Source organism: Bacillus sp. G1(2015b) (assembly GCF_001482475.1).
In the GTDB taxonomy this organism is placed as follows: Bacteria; Bacillota; Bacilli; order Bacillales; family Bacillaceae; genus Bacillus; species Bacillus safensis.
In genome coordinates this window covers 16,593-40,797 of the sequence record NZ_LKIC01000023.1, presented here as the reverse complement: position 1 = coordinate 40,797, position 24,205 = coordinate 16,593, and the positions used below count along the sequence as shown (strand labels likewise).

Genomic DNA, 24,205 nt, shown 5'->3' with positions numbered 1-24,205 from the left:
TATCAATGGACTTCAGCTTTTTTTATTGATGCTGATATTCTTTTTCCTGCTGAGCTAATAGCTTCTGAACGGCTCCAGGTGATGCTTTTTCAACAGCAGCTGCTGCTACATCAAATGAACCGTTATAATCGTATGCATAAAATCTTCGCTCTGCCTCTTTTAATTGTTCAGAAAGAATATGATTTTGGCTTCTAAAACGATTACCGTATTGAATGATTCGTTCAATTTGATCCACTTTAGTGAGCATTTCTTCCGTCTCATCCACAACATGTCTCACTGTGTCAGAGGCTTCTTTTAATTGCTCATTCACGGCTGGCATGTTGAGCGGCAGGTTCTCAAGCTGCTCGTGCACTTGCTGAATCATCTCCTGCGCTTTTTCAGCCTGCTCTTTCATGTCAGCAGGTACACCTGGAATATTGCTTTTTTGCAGCTGACGCACTGTATCTGTCAGCATCGTTTTGAGCTCAGCCAGTGTTTCTCTCGCTTGCAGCTCTTCTTTTCTTAATGATTGAAGGTGATCTTTAAACGTATCATGCAATGCTTTTGCATCATCGATAAAGGTTTCGAGCTGATTGATTTCATCCATTAATAATGAATATGCGACATGATCACGATCAAGCTTCTCTCGAATTTGTTTCATGAGCTTTTCAATTTCTTCTAAGCGTTTTTCGAACGCCTTCTGTTGATCAAGCTCTCCGACTGTCAGTTTGTAGCTTTCTTTTACAAGAGCTGTTTCTGCCTTTGTTTGCGTGTGATCCTGCTCGAGTTTTTCAAATGCTTCCGTCAGCTCAGGCATTTTGCTTTTGATTTCCTGCCCTGCTTCTACTTCCGCTTCAAGCTGATCATACAGCGTCTGAATTGCATCATCAATCATTTGGAGAATGCTTGATGCTTCATCCAGATTGAGTTCATCAATCAGCAGTTTTTCCGCACGGTTCAGCTGTTTGTTTAAGTTCTCAAGCTCTTTAGTGATCTGGATGTGCTCGAGCTTGTAGCCTTTGTCTGTCATTTCTTTATATCCGTCTTTCAGCTTCGTCAGCTGGCCTGGTACGGTTTGTTTGCAGTCTGCAATGAGCTTCGGTACATCATTGATATACAGCTGAAGCTGATCGAGTCTGCGGTCTTGCTCAAGCAAAATCTTTCTTGCTTTCATATAGTTTCCGTTTTCTGTCTCTTCCTCGTACTGCTTGATCCCTTCCCAGGCCTCATCTAAGTCCTGCTCCATTTTGTCATAAAGGGTGCCGTATAAATGGCTGTACGCAAGCAGATTTTTTCGAACTGTTTGATATTGTTCTTTGACCTTTTCAATGTCCTTGCGATTTTGCTCCTCGCTTGTGACAAGGTCTGCAATCTCTTTTAAAATGTCTTCAATGTTCGAATCAGCAGCACTCAGCAAGTCCTCAATGTGCGTAAGAACCTGCTTGGCTTTGGAGAATCGATATTTATCAGAATACTCTTCTGCATCATATAATAGCTCCTCAACCTTTGGAAGATGGGCTGTGACGATATCGTCCCACTCTGCACGCCATCTTTCAAAAAATTGCTCTGTTTCTCCGGTCATTTTTAAATGTTTGATTTTTGAAATTTCTTCTACAATTGATCTGTTTAAAATTTCAATTTTCCATGCTTCCAATCGGTCAATCTCTTTATATATATTTTTTCGCAGGAAATAACCGACTGAAAACAAAGCAAGCAAAATGACAATTAAACCGATGATAAACTCCATAATGAGCCCCCTTGTTGTGATCTAAGTGATGTCAGGGTAAAAGTGTCCCGAGTAGACCTGAGAACCCTTTCGTGTCCGCTTTGCATTTGTTTTTTATAAGCAGGATCGTATGTTTTCCAATACCATCCATTCACGGTTTTATGTATGTTTTTTCAAGAAAGTATTTGTGCGCTTTCTATCATTTGATCACACGTATCAATGTGACCTGCTTTTATGTATGCGGAAGCTGTCGTTTTCATTGTTATTATGATACCATGTAACCAGCATTTTTGGTCATGATTTTTCATTATTTTCGCTGATAAACATCACGTTTTTCAAAATATCGACAAGAGGTGACGACATGCTGAAACAAGATGCACATCTACATACACCGTTTTGCCCGCACGGTTCGCTTGATTCTTTTCATTCTTATATTGAAAAAGCCATCAAAAAGGGATTTGATTCCATAACCTTTACCGAGCATGCCCCGCTGCCTCCATCGTTTCAAGATCCAACACCTGAGCAGGATAGTGCCATGAAGCTCCAAGACCTTGAAGCATATATCACGAAACTGGCTCAGCTGAAACAAGAATACAAAGGACAATTAATAGTAAAAACTGGGCTTGAGGTTGACTTTATCAAAGAGTATGAAGAGGAAACTAGAACCTTTTTAGACTGCTACGGTCCAGAGCTAGACGACGCCATTTTATCTGTTCACTTTCTTCCTGCTGGCGATGATTATATTTGCCTTGATTTTGACGAGCATGCCTTCCAGCAGCTAATAAGCTTCTATGGCAGCATCGAACAGGTCTACCAAAGCTACTATGACCAAATTCATTCTTCTATTCTATCATCTTTAGGCCAATATAAGCCAAAGAGAATCGGTCATATCACCCTTGTCCAGAAATTCAAACAGCTTTTTCCATATGAAATGTCACCTGAACTTTGTCAAAAGGTCACCCTTTGCCTTGAAGAAACGGCAAAAAAAGGCATGTCCTTAGATTTTAATACATCAGGTCTTCGTAAAACATATGCCAGAAGTATCTATTTAGATCCATGGATGATTGACCTTGCCAAAAAGAAAAAAATTCCGCTCATATTCGGCTCTGATGCCCATCAAGCGGAAGATCTCGGATATGCGTATGATCAATTCGAGGACATCATGAGGTTCAGCTGAGAATCTAATGCCGGCTCTTTAGGTTCTAACAGATGATGAAGCGAGCGGCTCAGCTCCTTAAAGTACATTTGATAGAAATACGGCTCACTTGGGTTCAAATAAAGCACCTCTGTTAAATATTGCGGCTGTAAATATGGCATCATGAGAAGTGATTTCAGCTGAATCATAAAGGATGCGAGTGAAAGCTGCTCACAAATAACATGGGTGCTTTTTCCTTTTTCAATGATGAGCTGAAACAAATACTTTTCTTTTGTTAAATATGTCGACATGATTTCTCTGATGAGTGTCGAATCAATCGTCACCTCCCGATAAACGAAACGGGTTAATTGACGGTGCTTGTGCTGATAAGATAAAATATCAAAAACCACATGTAGTAAGCATTCTTTTGCGTGACGGGTTTCCATGTGATGAAGATGTGATTCAATCATGTGAATGTAACCTTCATAAAAATCGGATACGAGCTGCTCAAGCAGCCCTCCTTTTCCTTGAAAGTAATAAGAAATGTGGGCAACGTTGACATTCGCTTCCTTCGCAATCTCACGGACAGAGGTTCCAGAAAATCCTTTTTGGTTAAAAAGTCTGATGGCAGCATCCATAATACGATCTTTTGTTTGCACGGTTGTTGATGTTTTCATCCGCTCACCCCTCTTCATGTGTACATACTTCAAGATGAAGGCGGAAGTTCCTTTTACAATTGCTCGACAAATCCCACATGCGAAACGCAAGTTATGTATTTTTAAGATAGAAAGTAGGAGATTTTCATGTTTCATGTCGAAAAACAGTCTGGCGATCCTTCAAAAGACTATCAATTGCTTGTCAAACAGGTAGAAGCCATTACAGATGGTGAACCTGATCTGATTGCCAACTTGGCAAATGCAGCTGCGCTACTCTATCACTCACTTCCTGAAGTTAATTGGGCAGGGTTTTATTTAGCAAAGGACGGCGAGCTTGTGCTTGGTCCATTTAACGGACTGCCTGCATGTGTGCGCATCCCTTCTGGAAAAGGCGTTTGCGGTACAGCGTTTGCGACAGGTGAAGTGCAGCGTATCGCTGATGTCCATGCTTTCCCTGGACATATTGCGTGTGATGCCGCATCGCAATCTGAAATAGTCATTCCGCTCAAGGTCAATGGACAGATCATTGGGGTACTCGACATTGACAGTCCTGTGAAAGACCGCTTCAGTGAAGTAGATGAGACCTACCTTATTCAATTTACAGAGATTCTTCAACAGGCGTTATCCGTCTCTACGGATGCGTAATCATGCAGAAAAAGCAGGCACATTGTCTGCTTTTTTATGTTTCTTTATATAATGGGGAACGTCACCTTTGCCTCTAAATAGGTTGACTTCTCCTATCCAGCGTCATATAATAGAGTTTGTGTGAAATATGGCAGCCTTTTTGTTCGGCTTTTTTGTATCATTTTGTTCCTTCTATATGAAGGTGCATCTTGTAACTCCCTGCTGCTGGAGCGAGGATGCATGAAAACATAATGACGAAGAAGAGGAAGAACAGACGGTTTTTATTTTTCACAAATAAAAACAATAAGGAGGAGTCACATTATGGCTCGCTATACAGGTCCAAGTTGGAAGATTTCCCGCCGTTTAGGCATTTCATTAAGCGGAACAGGTAAGGAACTTGAAAAACGCCCTTACGCTCCAGGCCCACATGGTCCAGGACAACGCAAAAAACTATCTGAATACGGTTTACAATTACAAGAGAAGCAAAAGCTTCGTCACATGTACGGTGTCAACGAACGTCAATTCCGTACACTATATGACAGAGCTGCTAAACTTCCTGGTAAACAAGGTGAAAACTTCATGATCCTTCTTGAAACTCGCCTTGACAACCTAGTATACCGTCTTGGCCTTGCTCGTACTCGCCGCCAAGCTCGTCAGCTAGTAAACCATGGTCACATCCTTGTTGATGGAAGCCGTGTAGACATCCCATCTTTCTCTGTGAAACCAGGTCAAACGATTGCTCTTCGTGAGAAATCTCAAAACCTTGCAGTAGTGAAAGAATCAGTTGAAGTAAACAACTTCGTTCCTGAATACCTTTCTTTCGATGCTGAAAAGCTTGAAGGAACTTTCACTCGTCTTCCAGAGCGTTCTGAATTAGCGCCTGAAATCAGCGAACAACTTATCGTTGAGTTCTACTCTCGTTAATTTCATTACTTCTCTAAGAGAGAGCAAACAAACCCTAGATCCCTTGATTGTTCAAGGTTTTCTAGGGTTTTTTGTATGTTCTGAATTATACATGAAATCATTTGAAGTCATCTTCCATTTTCAACACTTATTTTCCCCGGTTGCCTGCTCCATTCTTACTTCAATCAAACCTGTCTCTATTTTTATATACAAATATAGGAAATATCTCATTGAAATGCCTTTTTTCTATTGGTACAATAATGATAGATGACGTATCAGTCGTATGGTCTTCTATAGTACTTAGATGGAGGAGTTCCATGTTTAGTATCACAATCATTCTATTCTTACTTTTAATCTTATCAGTGATCGCCTATTCTCTTTTAAGAAAAAAACAAATCATAGATGAACCGCCCAATAGATTTGCTGCAAGTCTGTTTATCTTCCTGCTCTTTTTTTCTATCTGCTTTGTGATCGCGATTCCTAGTGTATTGCTATACATCACCGTTTTAGGCGTGAATTTTCTTTTTGGAGAAACCATCACGTATGATTCATTTTTTTCTTTAATCTCTTTCTCTTTGTTCGTGAGTGTTATCGTCGTTTTTTGGTCACCTGTCCTTCTATTCATAGGAAAAGGACTGACTTATCTTCTTAAACTTCCGGTATGGCTCACTTATACTTTAGAATGGGTGAGTTCTTGGATCGTTTTACATCTCTCTATCAAGTATGTCCTTTACTTAAATTTAATGAATGTATCGATAGGGGATTCCGGCGTATTAATTTTATCATTCTTTGTCAGTTTTTTATTTATTGAGATTGATCTCTTTTACTCACGTAAGAAACAACGAAAACAATCGCTGGACACATATCATTAGCATGAAAAAAGCTCCTAGATTTCTTTCTAGGAGCTTTCAATCGTTCATTCTTGACTTGTCCATTTTGCGATGAGCTGCTCTGTTGTCATAACAGTCGCAAATTCATCATGCAAGGTTGCAAGTGAGAGCCGGTGGATCGTTTCTGGGTCAAAATATGTACCATTTTGATCTGTTAATCCAAAGGCAGCTGTTGCATCTGAGATCAGGTACGTATCAAAACCAAGATTTCCGCTCATTCTTGTGGTTGTTGATACGCAATGAGGGGTTGTTAATCCTGCGATGACGACCGTGTCAATCTGGTTTGATCTTAGTTGTTCTTCTAGGCTTGTACCTATAAAGCTGCTGTTGACTTTCTTTTGTATCACCGTTTCTTCCTCTAGCGGTTTAGCAATATCTTTAAAAAGGTGCCCTTCATTTGACGGATGAAAGACAGATTCCGGATTGTCAGCCGTATGCTGAATATGAATCACTTTCCAGCCTTTCTCTCTCCAAAACGTCAATAGCCGGCTAATATTTCCCTCTGCCTCTAGGTTATTGCGTTCTCCCCATTTTTCATGCTCAAACGCTTTTTGTACATCTACAATGACGAAAGCCTTTTGATTCGTTTTCACAAACGCCCACCTCCGAAGATTCTTATTCACTACATGTAGTGTACGGAATGGCGAACGTTTTGTACATGTTTTTATTCGGTTATATACGATGCTTTATCTGTTTTGTGTCATCGTTATACTTCCCTTTTCAAGATCTCTTTCATCTAACAGCTGCCATATGCCAATTGACATTAAAAAAGACAGCATATACCGCTGTCTTTTTTCGTTTTTTAATTCGTATTCTGTCCTCCGCCGTTCAGTCCTTCTTTAATATAGCCTTTGACTTGGCTTGAGGTTAATAGACCGATATGTCCAACGCCGTGAATCAGGACGTTTTTTGCGCCAATTAAACGAGAGAGGCTGTTGACGACGATGAGATCGGCTGAACTATAGACAGATGTGTAAAGAATTTTTTGATTTGGATCTGTGCCAGGTAATGCTCTGTTTGAAACGAGTCCATTTGCTCCACCAATCGTGACAACGTTTTCAATTTTATCTCCGCCATCAAGATTCTTAATATAGTATAATGTGTTCGCCCCGCCCATACTATGAGCCACAATATCTACTTTTTTGGCACCCGTTTTGTCTAACACATCTTGGACGAATCTGGATAGACGCGGACCATTGTTGCGGTTATTTCCTGTTTTGTCTATGAAATCGATAGCATATAATTGATTTCGATCCCAGCCTTGTCCAACCAAGTAACTTTTAATAGAATAAAAGTTATAAGAGGCACCACCAATACCATGTACCATCACAACCGGATTATGCTCAGCCGCCTTCACCTCTTTCGGCTGGATAAAAGCCATTGAACCAATCACCAATGCAAGTGCAACGAGAATTTGCAAACTCCTTTTCTTAACAAAAATCACTTTCATTCCCCCTTATTCATCTTATACGACTCTATTTTATAAAAGAAAAATATGTCAGAAAAGTGAACAAGGTAATGTTTATGAGATGATTTTACAGAAATATAAATAATCAAAAAGCACCTTGGACTTTTTTAAATTCAAACAAAAAGACTACGAGACCTTCTTTCTTTCATATATAATATCAATAGAAAAAGGAGGTTCTACTAGATGCTATTTACGCAAACCCCTGCTCCACCCTACTATGCCGTGATTTTCACATCAAAACGAACAAAAGTTGAGCAGAAAGAATACGCTGCGGCTGCTCAAAGAATGGAAGAATTAGCGAAAGATCTAGATGGGTTTCTTGGAATTGAAAGTGTACGAGATGAACATGGTGTTGGGATCACTGTCTCTTACTGGGATTCATTAGCAGCCATCAAAGATTGGAAAGCACATACAGCACATCAGCGTGTTCAAAAAAAGGGGAAAGCAGATTGGTATGAATCTTGTAAGGTAGAACATGCTTATACAAACAAAGATTCACTCCTTGAACAAGAAGCAGACCAATGAGCTACTTCTACATAAAAAAAGCACCTCAATGTACACGAACATTTGAGGTGCTTTTCTATGATGTTTACTGTTTCATAAAGATTTATTTATACGTCACAAGGAAGTATTTCTTTTTCCCTCTTCTTAAAACGGTAAATTGGTTTTCAATTCGGTCGTCAGCTGAGAGTACATAGTCTTTATCTGTTTGTCTCTCTCCGTTGATGGAGACAGCACCATTTGTGATATCTTCACGTGCTTGACGCTTTGATGGAGACAGCTTTGATTCCACAAGAATATCAACTAGTGTTAATTCTTCTGTGCTGCTTTTCTCCATTGATGGCACATCCTTAAAGCCTACTTTCACTTCTTCAGCTGTAAGAGATTTGATCTCGCCTTTAAATAGTGCATTTGAGATGTTGACTGCCTGTTCTAGTGACTCACGGCCATGTACAAGTGTTGTCACTTCCTCTGCTAGACGGCGCTGCGCTTCACGCTTTTCAGGTGCTGTTTGCACTTTTTCTTCATACGATGCGATCTCTTCTTTTGATAAGAACGTAAAGTATTTTAAGTATTTCACAACATCACGGTCATCTGTGTTAATCCAGAATTGGTAGAACTCATATGGAGACGTTTTTTCTTTATCTAACCAGATAGCGCCGCCTTCTGTTTTACCAAACTTTGTGCCGTCTGCTTTTGTGACAAGCGGCATCGTCAGACCGAATGCTTTTGCCCCTTCTGCTTCAGACTTACGGATCAACTCAAGTCCAGATGTGATATTTCCCCACTGGTCACTTCCGCCGATTTGCAGCTTACAATTTTCATTTCTGTAAAGGTTTAAGAAGTCTAAAGACTGCAGGATGACGTAGCTGAATTCTGTGTAAGAAATCCCTGTTTCGATACGTGAGCTCACGATATCTTTTGCCAGCATAAAGTTTACACCGAAATTCTTTCCAATATCACGAAGGAACGTGATGACATTCATCTGGCTGATCCAGTCGTAGTTATTCACGATGACGGCTGGGTTCTCGCCTGCTTCAAAATCAAGAAATTGAGACAGCTGTCCTTTGATTTTATCTGACCACTGTTCGACGATTTCTGCTGGGTTGAGTGAACGTTCTGCTTTTTTGAAACTAGGATCGCCAATGAGTCCAGTCGCACCGCCAACAAGAGCAATCGGGTGATGACCTGCTTCTTGGAATCTGCGTAATGTTAAAATTGGCAATAGATGACCAATGTGTAAGCTGTCAGCTGTCGGATCAAAGCCGGAGTATAGCTTGATTTTCTCTTCTGCTAATAATTTTGTTAAACCTTCTTCATCTGTTTGCTGCTGAATTAATCCTCTAAACGATAGCTCTTCCATCAATTGACTCATATCCAAATCTCCTTTGTTTAAAATGAAACATAAAAAACGCCCCTTCGAATGAACGAAGGGACGATATATATCGCGGTACCACCCTGCTTAAAAGACAAAAAATCTTGTCTTTTCACTTACACTGATAACGGACAGATCCGTTCTTTCACTAATCAGGGCATGCTCCTTTTCGTAAAAGCGGTTCGTGAGGGTAATTCGAATATCTCTTTGTACTGACTTGCACCAGCCGTCAGCTCTCTTAAACAGGGAAAGATCATTCTACTGAATCTCAGTCAAAACCTTTTCATATTCAACTAATGTCATTTTTAACACACTTTTGATATCAAGTCAACTGATGAAAAAATTAATCTTCCATTGTCGAAAGGTCGCCAGCAGGTAAATTCAGCTCCCACGCCTTTAGCACACGTCTCATAATTTTTCCGCTTCTCGTTTTTGGCAGTTTGTCTTTAAACTCAATTTCTCGCGGTGCCGCATGTGCTGCGAGCCCTTTTTTCACAAACGTACGAATCTCTTCTTTCAGCTCATCTGTCGGCTCATATCCGCTTCTGAGCGCAATAAATGCTTTAATAATCTCACCGCGGACCGGATCTGGCTTTCCAATGACACCAGCCTCTGCAATGGCTGGATGTTCGACCAGTTTACTTTCTACCTCAAATGGACCGACCCGCTCTCCTGACGTCATGATGACGTCATCGACACGTCCCTGGAACCAAAAGTATCCGTCTTCGTCCATATAAGCTGAATCTCCTGAAACATACCAATCTCCCGGCATAAAGTAAGATTCATATTTTTCAGGATTGTTCCAGATCGTATGCATCATAGAAGGCCAGCCTTTTTTAATCGCAAGGTTGCCCATCCGGTATGGCGGAAGTTCATTTCCTGCATTATCAACAATCGCCGCTTCTACGCCTGGAATTGGTTTTCCCATCGAGCCCGGCTTGATGTCCATGCATGGATAATTACAAATCAGCTGTGCACCCGTTTCTGTCATCCACCAAGTGTCGTGAATTCGCTTGCCAAAAACAGCATCTCCCCAGCGGATGACTTCTGGATTAAGAGGCTCTCCCACACTTAGCACATGACGGAGCGAGCTGAGGTCATATTTTTGAATGAGGTCATCCCCTGCCCCCATGAGCATTCTAAAGGCTGTCGGGGCACTGTACCAAACGGTTACACCGAGTGATTCAATGGTTTCATACCACGTATCAGGATTAAACCGGCCGCCTAAAATCACATTCGTCGCCCCATTAAACCACGGTGAAAAAATACCGTACACTGTGCCTGTAACCCAGCCTGGATCAGCTGTACACCAGTAAACGTCATCTTCTTTCAAGTCAAGCACCCATTTACCAGTCTGGCCTTGCTGCACCATTGCACCATGGACATGAAGCACACCCTTTGGCGTACCGGTAGATCCTGATGTGTAATGAAGCAGGAAGCCGTCTTTTTCATCCATCCATTCAATTTCAAGCTCCTTTGCTGCCTCCTCAAACGCCTCTTCATAGTGAATTGTCCGAACGCCATCGACGTCTTCATTTTCACCGCCGACAATGATGACAGATTCAAGCTTTGGAAGCTCTGCAAATGGAATTCGTTCAAGTAGATCGGGTGTTGTCACGATCACCTTTGCTTCACTATTTTCTAAACGGTCTTTGACGGCACCTTCCATAAATGCCTCAAATAACGGGCCAACGATCGCCCCAATTTTCACTGCGCCTAGCAGAAGAAAATAGAGCTCAGGTGATCTTGGCATAAAGATAAACACGCGATCCCCTTTTTCCACATGTGCCTTTTCTTTGAATAGATTTCCCGCTTTGTTTGTGTTGATTTTCATATCCCTGAACGTATACTTTTCATCCCGCTCTGAATCTTTGTAGTGAAGCGCCACCTTGTTCTGACGAAACGAGTCCGCATGTCTGTCAATCGCTTCATAGGCTGCATTTATTTTTCCTGTTTCATACCAGGAGAAGTTTTTTCTAGCTTCCTCCCATGAAAAATCTTTGTATGCCTGCTCATAATCATTTAAATGATAATCCCCTTTTACTGATGGTAGCGTTTCCAATTTCATCAAACAGTCCCCCTTTGCATACGTTTACAATGACCATTATAGTATAGATGACTTTTTTTCTCAATTTTTAAAAAACTTCTGATGAAACCGTTTTAATTCTTACAAGATTTAAGATAGAATAGAGACGACTCACTAGAATTAGGGGCGGTGGATACGTGGAGCATCCTAAAACTTATTATTCAAAAACCATTGAGCGAGAAACAGGTTCCATCCTGATTGAAGGACCGGTACCTGCATCAGCGCTTGCGAACTATACGTTTCATGAAGGACTAACGGCATTTCGCACGCCTGAGGAACAGAAACAAGCACTTGTTGAAATAGCAGATCTTCCAGAAGGACGTATTATCATTGCAAGAGTGAATGAGCTTGTCGTAGGCTATGTCACGTATTTGTATCCTGATCCACTTGAGCGCTGGTCAGAGGGCAAAATGGACAATTTAATTGAGCTTGGCGCAATTGAGGTCGCTCCTCCATTTAGAGGATGCTCACTTGGCAAGCATTTGCTTGATGTGAGCATGATGGATGAGCAAATGGAGAATTACATCATCATTACAACTGAATATTACTGGCATTGGGATTTAAAGGGGACAAAGAAAAACGTTTGGGAGTACCGCAAAATGATGGAGAAAATGATGAACGCAGGCGGTCTTGTCTGGTTTGCAACAGACGAGCCAGAGATTAGCTCACATCCAGCCAATTGTTTAATGGCCAGAATTGGGAAACATGTGAGTCCTGATTCGATCGAGCGTTTCGATCGTCTTCGCTTCCATCAGCGCTTTATGTATTAACGTTCAATTCGTTTTTTTGGCAAAGGGGATTGGTAAACAATGATGATTGAACAAATTATGGAGCGTGATGTGATCACGCTGCGAAAAACCGATACGATTGAAGAAGCCATTCAAAAAATGAGTGCACACCACATCCGGCATATTCCGATCGTATCTGATCAAGGATCTGTCATTGGGATGGTGACAGATCGGGATATTAAAAATGCCAGTCCAAGTATTTTTGAGACAGAGAAAAGAAAGCTCTTTATTCAGCGGCCAGTCGAAGAGATCATGGTATTAGAGACGATCACTGCTCACCCGCTTGATTTCGTTGAGGAGATATCAAGTGTCTTTTTTGAGCACGGAATTGGCTGTCTTCCGGTGGTGAGACGTGGCAAACTTGTAGGCATTATCACAAAAACAGATCTGCTTCGTACGTTTGTAAGACTGACAGGTGCAGATCAGCCTGGATCGCACTTAGAGGTTGAAGTGGAGCAGATGACTGAAGGCCTCGCAGACATTACAGCCATTTTAAAGGAGCAGCATATTCAATTGCTGAGTGTGCTTGTGTATCCTCATGCCAATGAGGCTTCTAAAGTGCTCGTATTCCGCCTTCAAACCATTCATGCAGATCATGTGATGAAGCTGATTCGCGCAAAAGGCTATAAGGTGCTCTGGCCTATGGAGCAGACGATCAAATGAAGGAAGCGACCTTTGTTTTTTCACCATCTTTTCAAACGTACCAATTTAACCAAGATCATCCCTTCAATCAGCTTCGTGTCTACTTAACTTATGATCTTCTTCAAAAAATGAAGGCGTTAACAGAGGATGAAATTGTCGCACCGCGTATGGCTACTCTGGAGGAATTAAAGCTCGTCCATACAGCAGATTATATCCAGGCCGTGCAGCGGGCAAGTGAAGGAAAGCTGTCTACAGCAGAGGGGGAACGCTACGGTCTTGGCACAGAGGATACACCGATGTTCGCAGGCATGCATGAGGCGGCATCTCTCCTTGTTGGCGGAACGTTAACAGCAGTTGATCAAGTGATGCTCGGTCATTCCCAGCATGCACTCAATCTTGGCGGCGGGCTTCACCACGGGTTCAAAGGGCGTGCATCTGGCTTTTGTATTTATAATGACAGCTCTGTGGCGATTCAATATATTCAAAAGACATATGGCGCTAGAATTTTATATATTGATACGGATGCTCATCACGGCGATGGTGTCCAGTTCAGCTTCTATGACGACCCAGAGGTATGTACAGTCTCCATTCATGAAACAGGACGCTACTTGTTCCCTGGAACGGGACAAGTACAGGAAAGAGGCCACGATAAAGGCTATGGCTACGCCTATAATATTCCGCTAGATGCATTTACGGAAGATGAGTCGTTCCTCGAAGCATACCGAACAGCAGTGACTGAGATTGCTGCTTTTTTTAAACCAGATGTGATTTTGACGCAAAACGGAGCTGATGCACACTACTATGATCCGTTAACTCATTTATCTGCCACTATGAAAATATATGAGGAAATTCCTAGACTTGCCCATGAACTTGCGCATCAATATTGTGACGGCAAATGGATCGCTGTTGGCGGAGGGGGATATGATATTTGGCGCGTCGTCCCAAGAGCGTGGAGCCGTATTTGGCTTGAGATGAAAGGCATTACACCGCCAGATGAACTCCCTCGGGATTGGATTCAAGCCTGGAATAAGCAATCGCCTGTTACCCTTCCACCTACGTGGAGAGACCCTGACGATTTATATCCACCGATCCCAAGAAAAGCTGAAATCACAGAAAAGAATGCTCAAACAGTAGAAAAAGCACTCATGCCTGTTAGAAGAGAAAAGAAAAAGGCATAAGAAAAGCAGGCTTTCCCTCATAAGGTAAGCCTGCTTTTTTTGTTTTATTTCGTTGATTGTCTTTCTTCAATTCTGTGCGGAAGCTCAACAATTTGATCGTCCACTTGTTCTTTGTTCATCAGCTTTGTGAGCAGTCTCATGGCAACAGCACCAATATCATATGTCGGCTGAACGACTGTTGTCAGCTGAGGACGCACCATGAGAGAAAGTCTTGTGTTATCGAAGCCAATCACTTCTAAATCTTCAGGAATGGATACCCCTCTGTCTTGTGCTCCGTGAATGACACCTAGCGCCATTTCATCTGTAGCTGCGATAACAGCTGTCGGCTTGTCAGACTGCTCGAGCAGATGAGCGAGTGCTTCAATTCCAGAATCATAAGAGTAATCGCCTTCAGCGACGAGTGCATCGTCAAACGCGATGCCCGCTTCTTCAAGCGCACGCTTATAACCTGCAAGTTTTCTCACGGAATTAATTGGTTCTGACATTGGACCAGAAACAAACGCAATTCGTTTATGTCCTTTTTCAACTAACAGCTGAACGGAATCATAAATGGCCTGCTCATAGTTGATATTGACAGATGGTGTTTGAGCTTGCTCTTCAACAGATGCTGCAAGAACAATCGGTACAGGAGAGCGCTTAAATTCTTCCACATGCACGTCTGTGATGTTTCCGCCCATAAAGACAATTCCGTCTACTTGTTTACCGAGCATCGTATTTAACAAATGAAGCTCTTTATCAGTATTTTGATCTGAGTTGCTCAAAATGATGTTGTATTTATACATCGTGGCGATATCTTCAATACCGCGTGCTAATTCCGAATAGAAGATACTAGAAATATCAGGGATGATGACCCCAACTGTCGTTGTTTTTTTACTTGCTAGGCCTCGTGCCACTGCATTCGGACGATAGCCAAGGCGATCAATCGCTTCAAGCACCTTTTTTCTTGTTGTTGGTTTTACGTTTGGATTACCATTTACTACGCGTGATACCGTTGCCATACTTACATTTGCTTCTCTTGCTACATCATATATTGTAACATTATTCACATAAATCACTCCTTCAAATACACTTCATATCTATAGCATTCACCAATTGGATAGAGACATGTCAGATACGAGGAAAATAATATCCTATTTGTCATTAAAACGATGAAAAGAGACACATAATTTTTCAATCTACATCAAAATGACATTCTTTTATGAAATTATACACGTTTTTTTGTCATATGAAAACGTTCCCTTTCTTTTTATAACTAAATTAAACAAACTTTAAACAGCTTGTTACCTGTAATTTGAATCATATTTCATAAAAAACCATCGAGAACGCCAGCTATGACAATGATCTTAACAGATTCTATCGATTTTTAAAAATGAAAACATTGTGAACAAGCTCTTTTTGAACTTGCAATGTGCTTTCTTCCTTTCATTCCCAAACTTCATCGTATTTATTCCATAAAAAAACCGCCGGGCAGTTTCCGGCGGCTATTTCTATCTATGATTATGCGTGAATGTTGACAAGTGGTCTTAACGCATCTAACCATTTTTCGAATTGTGGAATGTCCATTTGCTGCGCTGAATCAGATAGAGCAACAGATGGATCTGGATGTACTTCTGCCATAACACCGTCTGCTCCAATCGCAAGAGCTGCTTTTGCTGTTGGAAGGAGAAGATCTCTACGTCCAGTTGAATGCGTCACATCAACGAAGACTGGTAAATGTGTCTCTTGTTTCAAGATTGGCACTGCTGAGATATCTAGCGTATTTCTTGTTGCTGTTTCGTATGTGCGGATACCGCGCTCGCAAAGGATGATTTGATCATTTCCTTGGGCGATGATGTATTCAGCTGCATTGATGAATTCTGAAATAGTCGCTGCAAGACCGCGTTTTAAAAGAACTGGTTTCTTCACGGAACCGGCTTCTTTTAACAGTTCGAAGTTTTGCATGTTACGTGCCCCAATTTGGATGACATCAATATGCTCAATCGCTTCTTCAATATGAGCAGGATTAACAATTTCACTAATGACAGCAAGACCGTATTCATCCGCTACACGCTTTAGAATCTTAAGACCATCTACACCAAGTCCTTGGAAATCGTATGGACTTGTACGAGGTTTAAATGCGCCTCCGCGTAGTAGTTTTAACCCTTGTTGTTTCGCTGCTGCAGCTACTTCTGCAACTTGCTCGTAGCTTTCAACAGCACATGGTCCAACGATGAAGCGCTGCTTTCCATCACCGATCGCTTCCCCATTGATGTTCACGATTGTGTTTTCTGGTTTTTTCTTACGAGAAACAAGAAGTGCTTTGCTATGGTCATCTTCTTGAAGCTCTAGACCTGCTTTGAAAATCTCTTTGAAAATATGCTGAATGGTTGAGTTTTCAAATGGTCCATCATTTTCTTCAAGAATTTGGTTCAGCATTGTGCGCTCTCTGACAGGATCATAACGGTTGACACCTTGCGCTTCTTTCGCTTTTCCAATTTCTTTTACAATGTTTCCTCTTTCATTGATCAGTTTTAAGATTTGAAGATTTAGTTCATCTGCTTGCTGCCTCAATTTTTCTAGTTCATTGTTGCTCATTTTTGTCATCCTTTCCTCTGCCTGTTCTCGCTTTTTATTTTTTCATTCTTGCATGATAGGGTTTATTATAAACAAAGATTTCGGAATTGTCACGAAAATTTTCTTTATTACCCAAACGCTTTTAAGCGGTAAAGTATTGTATGTAAGATTATAGCATACTTTTCGTTCAAGTAAACCTTTTTTTATAAAAAAAACGTCAGCCGCTGCTGACGTTTCTTTCTTTTACAGATTATGTTCAAGCGCTTCTTTTGTAATGCTTGAGTGGGATGCATGCCACTTCACTTTTCCACCACTAAAGACGAGTGCTTGAGGACTTTCGTGCTTTACACCCGATTTTTCAGCCACGTAGGATGAAAGCTCTCTCGTATTTTGAATTTGCAAGAAATACGTTGGCACGTCTTCGTGTGCAGACGCAAATGCTTCAAACTCATGAAAAGCCGCTTGGCTGATCGGACATGTCAAACTGTGTTTAAAAAAGACAAACGTCCCATCTTGATTCGTTAGTTGATCAAACTGTTCTTCTGTTTCAATGAGTTGTTTTGACATGATGTTCTCCTTCTTCACTTCGAGCTGTGAGGGTTAGCCTTTAGTAGATTGTTCTACTTTTTCTTTGATATCTTTGATGCCGTCTTCAATTTCTGATTTTGCTTCTTGTGCTCGTACTTTTGCTTCATCAGCTACATCTGATGCTTCGCTTGCTAAATCAGCTGCCGCATCTTCTGCTTCACTTTTCACATGATTAGCTTTACCAGCTGCACGGTCTTTTATGTCTTTCACTTTGTCTAAAATCTGATTTGACTGCTCTGCTACAAGCTGAGACAATTCAGACGTTTTATCTTTCGCAATCGTCACATATTCAGTGCCTCTTTCTTTTGCATCTGTTGCGAGTCGATCTGTTTTTTCTTTTAAAACATTCGCTTGGGTGTTCAAATCATCGCGAAGCTCTTTCCCTGACTTCGGTGCTAAAAATAATGCTGTTGTTGCACCAACAATTCCACCAATAAGTGTTCCGATCAAAAAGTCTTTGCTATTGATTCCGTCTTTGCTCATGATTATTCCTCCTATGCGAATATGGTTTATTTTTGGTGTTTACGCTGTTTCCATTTTTTATAAATTTCAAGTGCTGCGTTACTCCAGCTAACCACATCCGTCACTTTTTCTTGATTTCTTTCAACGGATGAAGAAACCGCACCAGCTGCCTGCTTTATGCTTGTATTAAATTGGTTGATCGAGCCACCAATTCCCTGCACCGCATCCACAACTGTGTTAAGTTTTGCCGATTTGTCTTGAATATCTTCAGCAAGCTTGTTTGTCTTATGTAGCAACTGTGCTGTCTCTGTGGTGATACCTTGCATCTGACCTTCAAGACCTTCTAAAGTTGATGCAACATTCTTTAATGTCAGCTGTAAGGATTTTAATGTTTTGGACAAATAGATGACAAGAATGAGGAAAGCAATTGCGATCAGTGCAACGCTTAGATATAGAATAATAATCATCTGATACCTCCTTTGCTGCGGGCATATTCAATTCATTACCCTCTCGTTGTATCATTCAAACATCGCCTAGAATGACCGATTGAATAATAATTCTACACTTATTCGCTAATTCCTGTCCACAGCGAACGAAAAAAAGCGGCACATGTTGACACATTTAGCTCTTTTGTCACATTTTATTCAAAATAAAAAAAGTGCCGCGTGAAACGGCACTTTTTTAAGCATTTATACAGCGACTTTTTCATAAGCGCGCAAATATTTTTGAATGTCTCCTGCTCCCATAAAGATCAGAATCGCATCTTCGTGCGCTTTCAGCACAGATGTATCTTCTTCCTCAATCAATTGGGCCTGCGGGATTTTTTCTCTTAAATCTTCAATGCTCAGCTTCCCAATGTTTTCGCGGGCTGAACCGAAAATATCACAAAGGTAGACATAGTCGGCTTTCTTTAGACTATCAGCAAATTCACTTAAGAATTGCTGTGTACGTGTGAAGGTATGCGGCTGAAAGACAGCCACAATATCACGGTCCGGATATTTTTGGCGAGCTGCTTCAATTGTGACTTCAATTTCAGTTGGATGATGTGCATAATCATCAATTAAGACCTGCTCACCGACCACTTTTTCATTAAAGCGTCGTTTCACACCGCCAAATGTCTTTAATGCGCCTTTGATAAGCTCTACATCAATGGACTCATAGTGACATAATGCGATAACAGCTAACGAGTTGAGGACATTATGATTTCCGTAGGCAGGAATGTAGAAGGTATCATAAAACGTATTGCGTACAAATACATCAAATGTAGTGCCTTCCGTATTTTTCACAACATTACGAGCTTGGAAATCATTTTCTTCGTTGAAACCGTAGTACACAACGGGTACCTTCGCTTGAATTTTTGGCAAGTGCTCATCATCACCGCAAGCAATAATCGCTTTTTTCACTTGAAGCGCCATGTTTTGAAACGCGTCAAACACGTCATCAATATCTGAGAAATAATCAGGGTGATCAAAATCAATATTGGTCATGATCGCATAATCTGGATGATAGCTGAGGAAGTGTCTGCGGTATTCGCATGCTTCAAAGACAAAATACTCGCTGTTTTCTTTCCCCATTCCAGATCCATCACCGATTAAGTACGAAGTAGGTTTTGCTGCCTGCATGACGTGAGCAAGCAGTCCTGTTGTCGATGTTTTGCCATGAGCACCAGTAATCGCAACGTTTGTGAATGAATCCATGTATTCTCCAAGAAATTTATGGTAACGAATGACAGGAATCCCTTCAGAAAGGGCACGTTCAATCTCAGGGTGTGTATCGGGGAATGCATTTCCTGCGATGACCGTCATCCCTGGCTGAATATTATCTGGGTCAAATGGTAGAATTTTAATATTTCGTTCTTCTAATGCTTTTTGTGTAAAGATATGTTTTTCGATATCCGATCCTTGGACAGTATACCCAGTATCATGAAGAATTTGGGCCAGTGGACTCATACCTGTCCCTTTTATTCCAACAAAATGATAAACAGTCATAATTGTACCTCCAACAAACGTCTATCTGACTTACAGTATATGACGCTCATTTCAATTTGCAACTTGTGATTTTTGCCTCTAGCTGATCACAGATCGCAGCTCCAAATAAAGATTTTTTTCCGATCTTCCTATTCTAATCAATATTAACTATGATTAGTATCCGACAACTTTCCCATTTCTAACACCTGTTTCCGCTTATTTTACATAAAAAAGCGTTTTGGCAGACATGCGAAAAGCGTCCAATTTCAAAATTGCACCTATGTGCTATCATACCATGTTTATAAAAAAAATGAAGTGGTTTGTTTAGATCAACTGTTCTAAGTCACTCAGCGTCATGAGTACTTCTCTTGGCTTACTGCCTTTCGCACCAGAAATCATGCCCTCGCGCTCCATCATGTCAATCAGTCTAGCTGCACGATTGTAGCCAATTCTAAATCTTCGCTGCAAACTTGATGTACTAGCGCTATTCTGCTCGATGGCAAAACGGCAGGCATCCATAAACAATTCATCTTCGTCTGTAATCGCAGAGCCTTGAAGCATTAGTTCCTCCTGTTCAAAAAGGAACACTGGCTTGCGCTGCTTTCTCACATGTGCCACCACTTGATCAATCTCACGGTCTGATACAAAGTTCCCTTGCAGCCTTGTCGGCTTGCCGGAGCCATTTTCTAAGAAGAGCATGTCTCCTTTTCCAAGAAGCTTTTCAGCACCGGCCATGTCAATGATCGTTCTTGAATCAACCTGACTTGAAACAGAAAACGCAATTCTTGTTGGGATATTGGCTTTAATGAGACCTGTGATGACATCAACAGAAGGTCTTTGTGTCGCAATCAATAAGTGAATGCCACATGCTCTTGCTTTTTGAGCAATTCGGCAGATGCTTTCTTCGACTTCATTTGGTGCGACCATCATTAAATCAGCCAGCTCATCGATCACCACGACGAGATAAGGCAGTTTTTCACCCATTTGTTTTTCTTTTACAAGCTCATTGAATCGTTTAATTTCTCTCACGCCAGAGTGTGCAAATAGTTCATAGCGTCTTTCCATTTCATCCACTACCCATTTCAGAGCAGCTGTTGCTGTCTTGGCATCGGTAATGACAGGACTCACAAGGTGCGGAATGTGGTTATACGGCGCTAATTCAACCATTTTAGGGTCAATTAAGAGCATTTTCACTTCATCTGGTGATGCTTTAAACATTAAGCTCACTAAAATCGTATTAATGCAGACACTTTTTCCTGAACCAGTTGCTCCAGCAATTAAGCCGTGCGGCATTTTTTGCAGATCAACCACGACAGGCTGGCCTGAGATATCTAATCCAAGTGCTGCTGTTAAAGGAGATGGATTATCTCTAAAAGCACTGCTTCTGATCATTTCTCTTAAGAACACCATTTTACTGTGCAGGTTTGGCACTTCGATCCCGATCGTGTTCTTTCCTGGAATCGGTGCTTCAATTCGAATATCCTTTGCGGACAAACTAAGTTTAATATCATCTGACAGGTTCGTAATTTTGTTCACTTTGACACCTGGTTCTGGATGTACTTCAAACCTTGTCACAGAAGGGCCCTGTGTGACATGAACAACACTTGCTCTTACATTGAAATTTTTAAGCGTCGCATTAAGCAGCTCTGCCCGCTCTTTCACCCATGTCCCGTCCTCTTCTTTTTGAGCTGGCGGTACATCTAATAGGGCGAGACTTGGAAAAACATACCCTTGTGTGTCGGCTGCTTTCTTTTGCCCTTGCACGCGCTGATCGCTTTTTAACATCATGACATTAAACGGAACCGTAGAGGTTTGACCGCTTGTGCGTGGTGGCTGCGGAGATGTCTGTTTTGGTTCTTCTTTCTTTTCTTCGTGCGTTTGTTCTTGCTGCTCTGTCTGTTCTATGACCGTTTCTACCGGTTCAGATGCAGTTTGTTCCTCTGTTACTTGTTCTACTGGCATCACTTGTTCTTCTTCAATTTCAGCTTCTTGAACCAGCTGATCTTCCTGCAGGTCATGTTGGACTGGCTCAGCTTCTTCATATATTGCCGCGGGCGCTTCTTCTTGTTTGTCTTTTATTGGATCAGCTTCTACTTCTTCCACTGGTTCTGCTGACATATTTTCTGTTAACGCCGCTTCTTCTTCTGCTAGAATGTCTGCTTCCATTTCAATCGCTGGCTGCGAAGGTTCCGGTGTTTCGAAGGTCAACATGTCTATTTCCTCAGTATGATCTTCAAACTGCTCGTCTTTTATTTCTTCTTCATCGCTGGTGGCAGCCTGTTCCGGCTCGGACTGTACCGGTTGCTCCTGATAGACTTCGGCTTGCTGCTTATGTAAATCAGCTTCATGATGATCTTCTGGCTCGTTTTCTTCTAACTGGAAAGGCTCGTCTGTTAAACGTTCCATCGTCGATTGAACATGATCTTGATAAGCGAGTTCCTCTTCCAATGTATGCGGGATTACTTCTGGCTCCTTATCCGCTCTCTCTTTTGCTGATGCTGAAACCATTTCCTCAATACGTTTTTCTTTCTGAATAGATGGAATGTTCATTTGCTGCCTGACATTCCGTTCACGCTCTGCCTCTTCTGATAACAGTGTGACACGCTGCGCCGTTTCTTCTGCTGCTTTCCTTTGAACTGATCCTGCTTCTTCTTTTGCTTCTGCCTTTTTTGGACGCATATCCTGATGGTAGCCATAAATCGGTGATGGAATTTGCTCTGGCTTGAATGGCTTTTTATTCATATCAGGCTGAAGCGTTTGTTTAGGCTGATAGGTTGTCTGTCTGGTCTTTGACTGTCTTGGTTTGGCGTGTTTTCTCTCCGGCTTCACTCCGTCACGCAGAGGTTCATCTGGAACGAGCGGAAACCGAAAGTTGCCTTTTGGATATTCATAATACACTTTCGTATCTTCGATTTTTTTATATTCTTTATGCTGTTCAAAAGCTGGCTGCTTTGGTGCAGCTAGATCTTCTTCAGGTCTTACAGCTTTTTCTTCTTTCTTTTCTTCTCCTAAAAATACACTAAAAAATTTATCTAACCAACTCATCATTTATCACTCACTTTAACTCCCCTTACGTTTTCTTGGGCGATTTTTAGTATACCATTGCTTTTTCATGCAGAAAAGCGAGAAAAGTGCCGGTTTATGCTGTTCATGCTGTCTGTAGATGAAAAAAAGTCACTAAGTACGTACTTAGTGACTTTTGGTATAACACATTCTTCGCTCCTATGTGCCCGTTTATGGGAGGTTATGCTTTAAAGGGTTCGCCAGCTTGATGGCTTCCATCTAAAACAAGAATCCCTTTTTCAGCAGGTGCGTCTGGAAGATCTAACTCTTTTGCTGAACAAATCATGCCGCTTGATGGAACCCCTCTTAGCTCAGCATCTTTGATGACCATACCGCTTGGCATCACTGCGCCGACTTTCGCCACCACGACATATTGGCCTTGGTCAACGTTTGGTGCACCGCACACGATTTGTAAGGTTTCATCGCCCACATCAACTTGGCAAATGTTTAATTTATCTGCATTCGGATGCTTTTCTTTTTCCTTTACATAGCCGACAACAAATTTTGGTGATAGATCCACAGTCAACGTTTCACTGACACCGTTGCGGTTTAAAATTTCATTGATATCTTGAACAATGGTTTCAGAAAGCGGGACAGATCCGTTTTCTTCAATTTTCATGTAAGTAGATGCATTGAAGATATTAAAGCCTGTTGTTTCTTTTGTTTCTTGATTGAAGATTCGTACAACATCTCCAAACGTCTCATGTCCTACTTCTTCTCTCGTCACATCTTTCAATGAAATAAGGAGTGTGTCGCCTACACCTTCTGCATTATAAAAAACATTCATTCTTCAAAATTCCCTTCTACTGCTGTTTTGGTCTGCTTTTTGCAAGTATAAAGATCGGTTCAAGCTTACCCTCATCATATAAAAATGACAATGCGGTAATCGGAACCGTACCGCTGGCGAAGAAGCTCATCGACATCTGTCCTAAAATATCATAGCCTGAATCATTGCGAACATCTGCAATGATGAATACATCTTGATGAGGAACAGAAATCGCCATTTGTCCTTCTATTTTTTGCGCGTATTCTTGTAATAACGACTCATTTAAAAGTCTGCTGGCGTCATATCCGTCATTTGCACGGAAGAAATAAAACAGGTTGCCTGCCACTTCATCCATTTTCACTACAGTTTCTAGTGAACGAACGTTGAAGCTTGCAGTTTCTCTGATTCGCTCTTTTGTCCAGTTTTCCTTTTGAAGCATCTTTTCATCAATTAATCGGTAGGTGCTTCCAAGGTCAAGTGCATAGTAGATTCTCGTTTCAGCTGTATGCTCATCAAATACGAGCGGAATTCCATCACTTGATGCCTCAGGAAAGGAAGTGGAACGAATGACCGGATAGATATGCTTTTCTTTTCCTGAAATGTGCTGCGCTTCGCCTTTCATGGCTCTCAGCGCTTCTTTCACATAATAAACAATCTCATCAATTGTTTCATCAGGCTTTACTTCCCACTTTGCAATAATTGGCGGGAGCTCTAGTGTGATGCCTTTGCCTGTTTGTTTATCTTCAATACGAAGCGTATCTTTTTCCCGATCAAACTGGTGTGACCAGCTGTCGTTCGTCAGACGGCTTTTGAGTTCATTCGCAAGCTGTCTTGATGTCATTTTTGCCATCGTTT

23 protein-coding genes and 1 other annotated feature are annotated in these 24,205 nt (G+C 41.4%); of the genes, 8 read left to right on the top strand and 15 right to left on the bottom strand.

The features are described 5' to 3' along the window. Window positions 1-22: 22 nt before the first annotated feature. Entirely contained in the window at window positions 23-1,726 is a 1,704-nt protein-coding gene (gene ezrA / locus AMR95_RS10820; protein ID WP_058838268.1) for a septation ring formation regulator EzrA, read from the bottom strand. A 340-nt stretch (window positions 1,727-2,066) separates the two neighbouring features. On the opposite strand from ezrA, the gene hisJ reads away from it, so the two are divergent. Beyond that, complete coding sequence (gene hisJ, locus AMR95_RS10815; protein ID WP_039180650.1) at window positions 2,067-2,882, top strand: histidinol-phosphatase HisJ; 816 nt, start codon at window positions 2,067-2,069, stop codon at window positions 2,880-2,882. Here hisJ and refZ read toward each other — a convergent pair. Continuing rightward, window positions 2,852-3,517, bottom strand: a complete 666-nt coding sequence (refZ, locus tag AMR95_RS10810; protein WP_039180652.1) for a forespore capture DNA-binding protein RefZ — start codon at window positions 3,515-3,517, stop codon at window positions 2,852-2,854. The two genes, hisJ and refZ, sit on opposite strands and share 31 nt — an antisense overlap. A gap of 126 nt (window positions 3,518-3,643) precedes the next feature. On the opposite strand from refZ, the gene AMR95_RS10805 reads away from it, so the two are divergent. From AMR95_RS10805 to AMR95_RS10795, 3 genes are all read left to right on the top strand, one after another. After that, on the top strand, window positions 3,644-4,141 hold the full coding sequence (locus AMR95_RS10805) for a GAF domain-containing protein (protein WP_025092283.1): 498 nt from the start codon (window positions 3,644-3,646) through the stop codon (window positions 4,139-4,141). A 300-nt stretch (window positions 4,142-4,441) separates the two neighbouring features. Beyond that, window positions 4,442-5,044, top strand: coding sequence for a 30S ribosomal protein S4 (gene rpsD, locus AMR95_RS10800; protein ID WP_039180654.1), 603 nt, complete (start codon window positions 4,442-4,444; stop codon window positions 5,042-5,044). Between the two features lie 296 nt (window positions 5,045-5,340). Then, window positions 5,341-5,895: a hypothetical protein gene (locus AMR95_RS10795; RefSeq protein WP_058838267.1), complete on the top strand. Its 555-nt coding sequence runs from the start codon at window positions 5,341-5,343 to the stop codon at window positions 5,893-5,895. A gap of 44 nt (window positions 5,896-5,939) precedes the next feature. On the opposite strand, the gene AMR95_RS10790 is transcribed toward AMR95_RS10795, so the two are convergent. Both AMR95_RS10790 and AMR95_RS10785 read right to left on the bottom strand, forming a co-directional pair. Further along, a complete protein-coding gene (locus AMR95_RS10790; RefSeq protein WP_058838266.1) occupies window positions 5,940-6,506 on the bottom strand; it encodes a cysteine hydrolase family protein in 567 nt (188 codons plus the stop codon). A 209-nt stretch (window positions 6,507-6,715) separates the two neighbouring features. Continuing rightward, window positions 6,716-7,294 (bottom strand): esterase/lipase family protein, encoded by a 579-nt coding sequence (locus AMR95_RS10785; protein ID WP_371412188.1) that lies wholly within the window; start codon window positions 7,292-7,294, stop codon window positions 6,716-6,718. Window positions 7,295-7,564: 270 nt separating this feature from the next. Here AMR95_RS10785 and AMR95_RS10780 point away from each other — a divergent pair, with 270 nt between their 5' ends. Next, on the top strand, window positions 7,565-7,906 hold the full coding sequence (locus AMR95_RS10780; RefSeq protein WP_058838265.1) for an antibiotic biosynthesis monooxygenase family protein: 342 nt from the start codon (window positions 7,565-7,567) through the stop codon (window positions 7,904-7,906). 82 nt (window positions 7,907-7,988) lie between these two features. Here AMR95_RS10780 and tyrS read toward each other — a convergent pair whose 3' ends face one another. Both tyrS and acsA read right to left on the bottom strand, forming a co-directional pair. Then, window positions 7,989-9,257, bottom strand: coding sequence for a tyrosine--tRNA ligase (gene tyrS, locus AMR95_RS10775; protein WP_039180668.1), 1,269 nt, complete (start codon window positions 9,255-9,257; stop codon window positions 7,989-7,991). Between the two features lie 53 nt (window positions 9,258-9,310). Further along, window positions 9,311-9,542 (bottom strand) — a binding site (T-box leader). Between the two features lie 58 nt (window positions 9,543-9,600). Then, window positions 9,601-11,325 carry an acetate--CoA ligase gene (gene acsA, locus AMR95_RS10770; RefSeq protein ID WP_058838264.1) on the bottom strand — a complete coding sequence of 575 codons (1,725 nt, stop codon included), beginning with the start codon at window positions 11,323-11,325 and terminating at the stop codon, window positions 9,601-9,603. A gap of 155 nt (window positions 11,326-11,480) precedes the next feature. Between acsA and AMR95_RS10765 the strand changes: the two genes are divergently transcribed. From AMR95_RS10765 to AMR95_RS10755, 3 genes are read left to right on the top strand one after another with little or no spacing between them, the layout of a single operon-like run. Further along, window positions 11,481-12,113 (top strand): GNAT family N-acetyltransferase, encoded by a 633-nt coding sequence (locus tag AMR95_RS10765; RefSeq protein ID WP_039180674.1) that lies wholly within the window; start codon window positions 11,481-11,483, stop codon window positions 12,111-12,113. Between the two features lie 39 nt (window positions 12,114-12,152). After that, window positions 12,153-12,794 (top strand): CBS and ACT domain-containing protein, encoded by a 642-nt coding sequence (locus AMR95_RS10760; RefSeq protein ID WP_039180676.1) that lies wholly within the window; start codon window positions 12,153-12,155, stop codon window positions 12,792-12,794. After that, window positions 12,791-13,951, top strand: coding sequence for an acetoin utilization protein AcuC (locus AMR95_RS10755; RefSeq protein ID WP_039180680.1), 1,161 nt, complete (start codon window positions 12,791-12,793; stop codon window positions 13,949-13,951). The genes AMR95_RS10760 and AMR95_RS10755 overlap by 4 nt, the downstream gene beginning before the upstream one ends. A gap of 44 nt (window positions 13,952-13,995) precedes the next feature. Here the strand turns inward: AMR95_RS10755 and ccpA are convergent, their stop codons facing one another. The 9 genes from ccpA to AMR95_RS10710 all read right to left on the bottom strand — a co-directional run bounded on the left by ccpA (window position 13,996) and on the right by AMR95_RS10710 (window position 24,200). Further along, window positions 13,996-14,997, bottom strand: a complete 1,002-nt coding sequence (gene ccpA, locus AMR95_RS10750; RefSeq protein WP_024424851.1) for a catabolite control protein A — start codon at window positions 14,995-14,997, stop codon at window positions 13,996-13,998. A gap of 451 nt (window positions 14,998-15,448) precedes the next feature. Next, window positions 15,449-16,525 carry a bifunctional 3-deoxy-7-phosphoheptulonate synthase/chorismate mutase gene (locus AMR95_RS10745; RefSeq protein WP_034279528.1) on the bottom strand — a complete coding sequence of 359 codons (1,077 nt, stop codon included), beginning with the start codon at window positions 16,523-16,525 and terminating at the stop codon, window positions 15,449-15,451. Between the two features lie 222 nt (window positions 16,526-16,747). Beyond that, window positions 16,748-17,071: a bacillithiol system redox-active protein YtxJ gene (gene ytxJ / locus AMR95_RS10740; protein WP_039180682.1), complete on the bottom strand. Its 324-nt coding sequence runs from the start codon at window positions 17,069-17,071 to the stop codon at window positions 16,748-16,750. Between the two features lie 33 nt (window positions 17,072-17,104). Further along, window positions 17,105-17,575 (bottom strand): YtxH domain-containing protein, encoded by a 471-nt coding sequence (locus AMR95_RS10735; RefSeq protein WP_039180684.1) that lies wholly within the window; start codon window positions 17,573-17,575, stop codon window positions 17,105-17,107. Between the two features lie 26 nt (window positions 17,576-17,601). Next, window positions 17,602-18,021 carry a DUF948 domain-containing protein gene (locus tag AMR95_RS10730; RefSeq protein ID WP_039180688.1) on the bottom strand — a complete coding sequence of 140 codons (420 nt, stop codon included), beginning with the start codon at window positions 18,019-18,021 and terminating at the stop codon, window positions 17,602-17,604. A 222-nt stretch (window positions 18,022-18,243) separates the two neighbouring features. Then, on the bottom strand, window positions 18,244-19,542 hold the full coding sequence (gene murC, locus AMR95_RS10725; RefSeq protein WP_039180691.1) for a UDP-N-acetylmuramate--L-alanine ligase: 1,299 nt from the start codon (window positions 19,540-19,542) through the stop codon (window positions 18,244-18,246). A gap of 303 nt (window positions 19,543-19,845) precedes the next feature. Beyond that, window positions 19,846-22,569: a DNA translocase FtsK gene (locus tag AMR95_RS10720; RefSeq protein WP_058838263.1), complete on the bottom strand. Its 2,724-nt coding sequence runs from the start codon at window positions 22,567-22,569 to the stop codon at window positions 19,846-19,848. 196 nt (window positions 22,570-22,765) lie between these two features. Then, window positions 22,766-23,371, bottom strand: a complete 606-nt coding sequence (ytpR, locus tag AMR95_RS10715) for a YtpR family tRNA-binding protein (protein WP_024424858.1) — start codon at window positions 23,369-23,371, stop codon at window positions 22,766-22,768. A gap of 16 nt (window positions 23,372-23,387) precedes the next feature. Next, window positions 23,388-24,200: a DUF1444 domain-containing protein gene (locus tag AMR95_RS10710; protein WP_058838262.1), complete on the bottom strand. Its 813-nt coding sequence runs from the start codon at window positions 24,198-24,200 to the stop codon at window positions 23,388-23,390. Window positions 24,201-24,205: the final 5 nt, after the last annotated feature.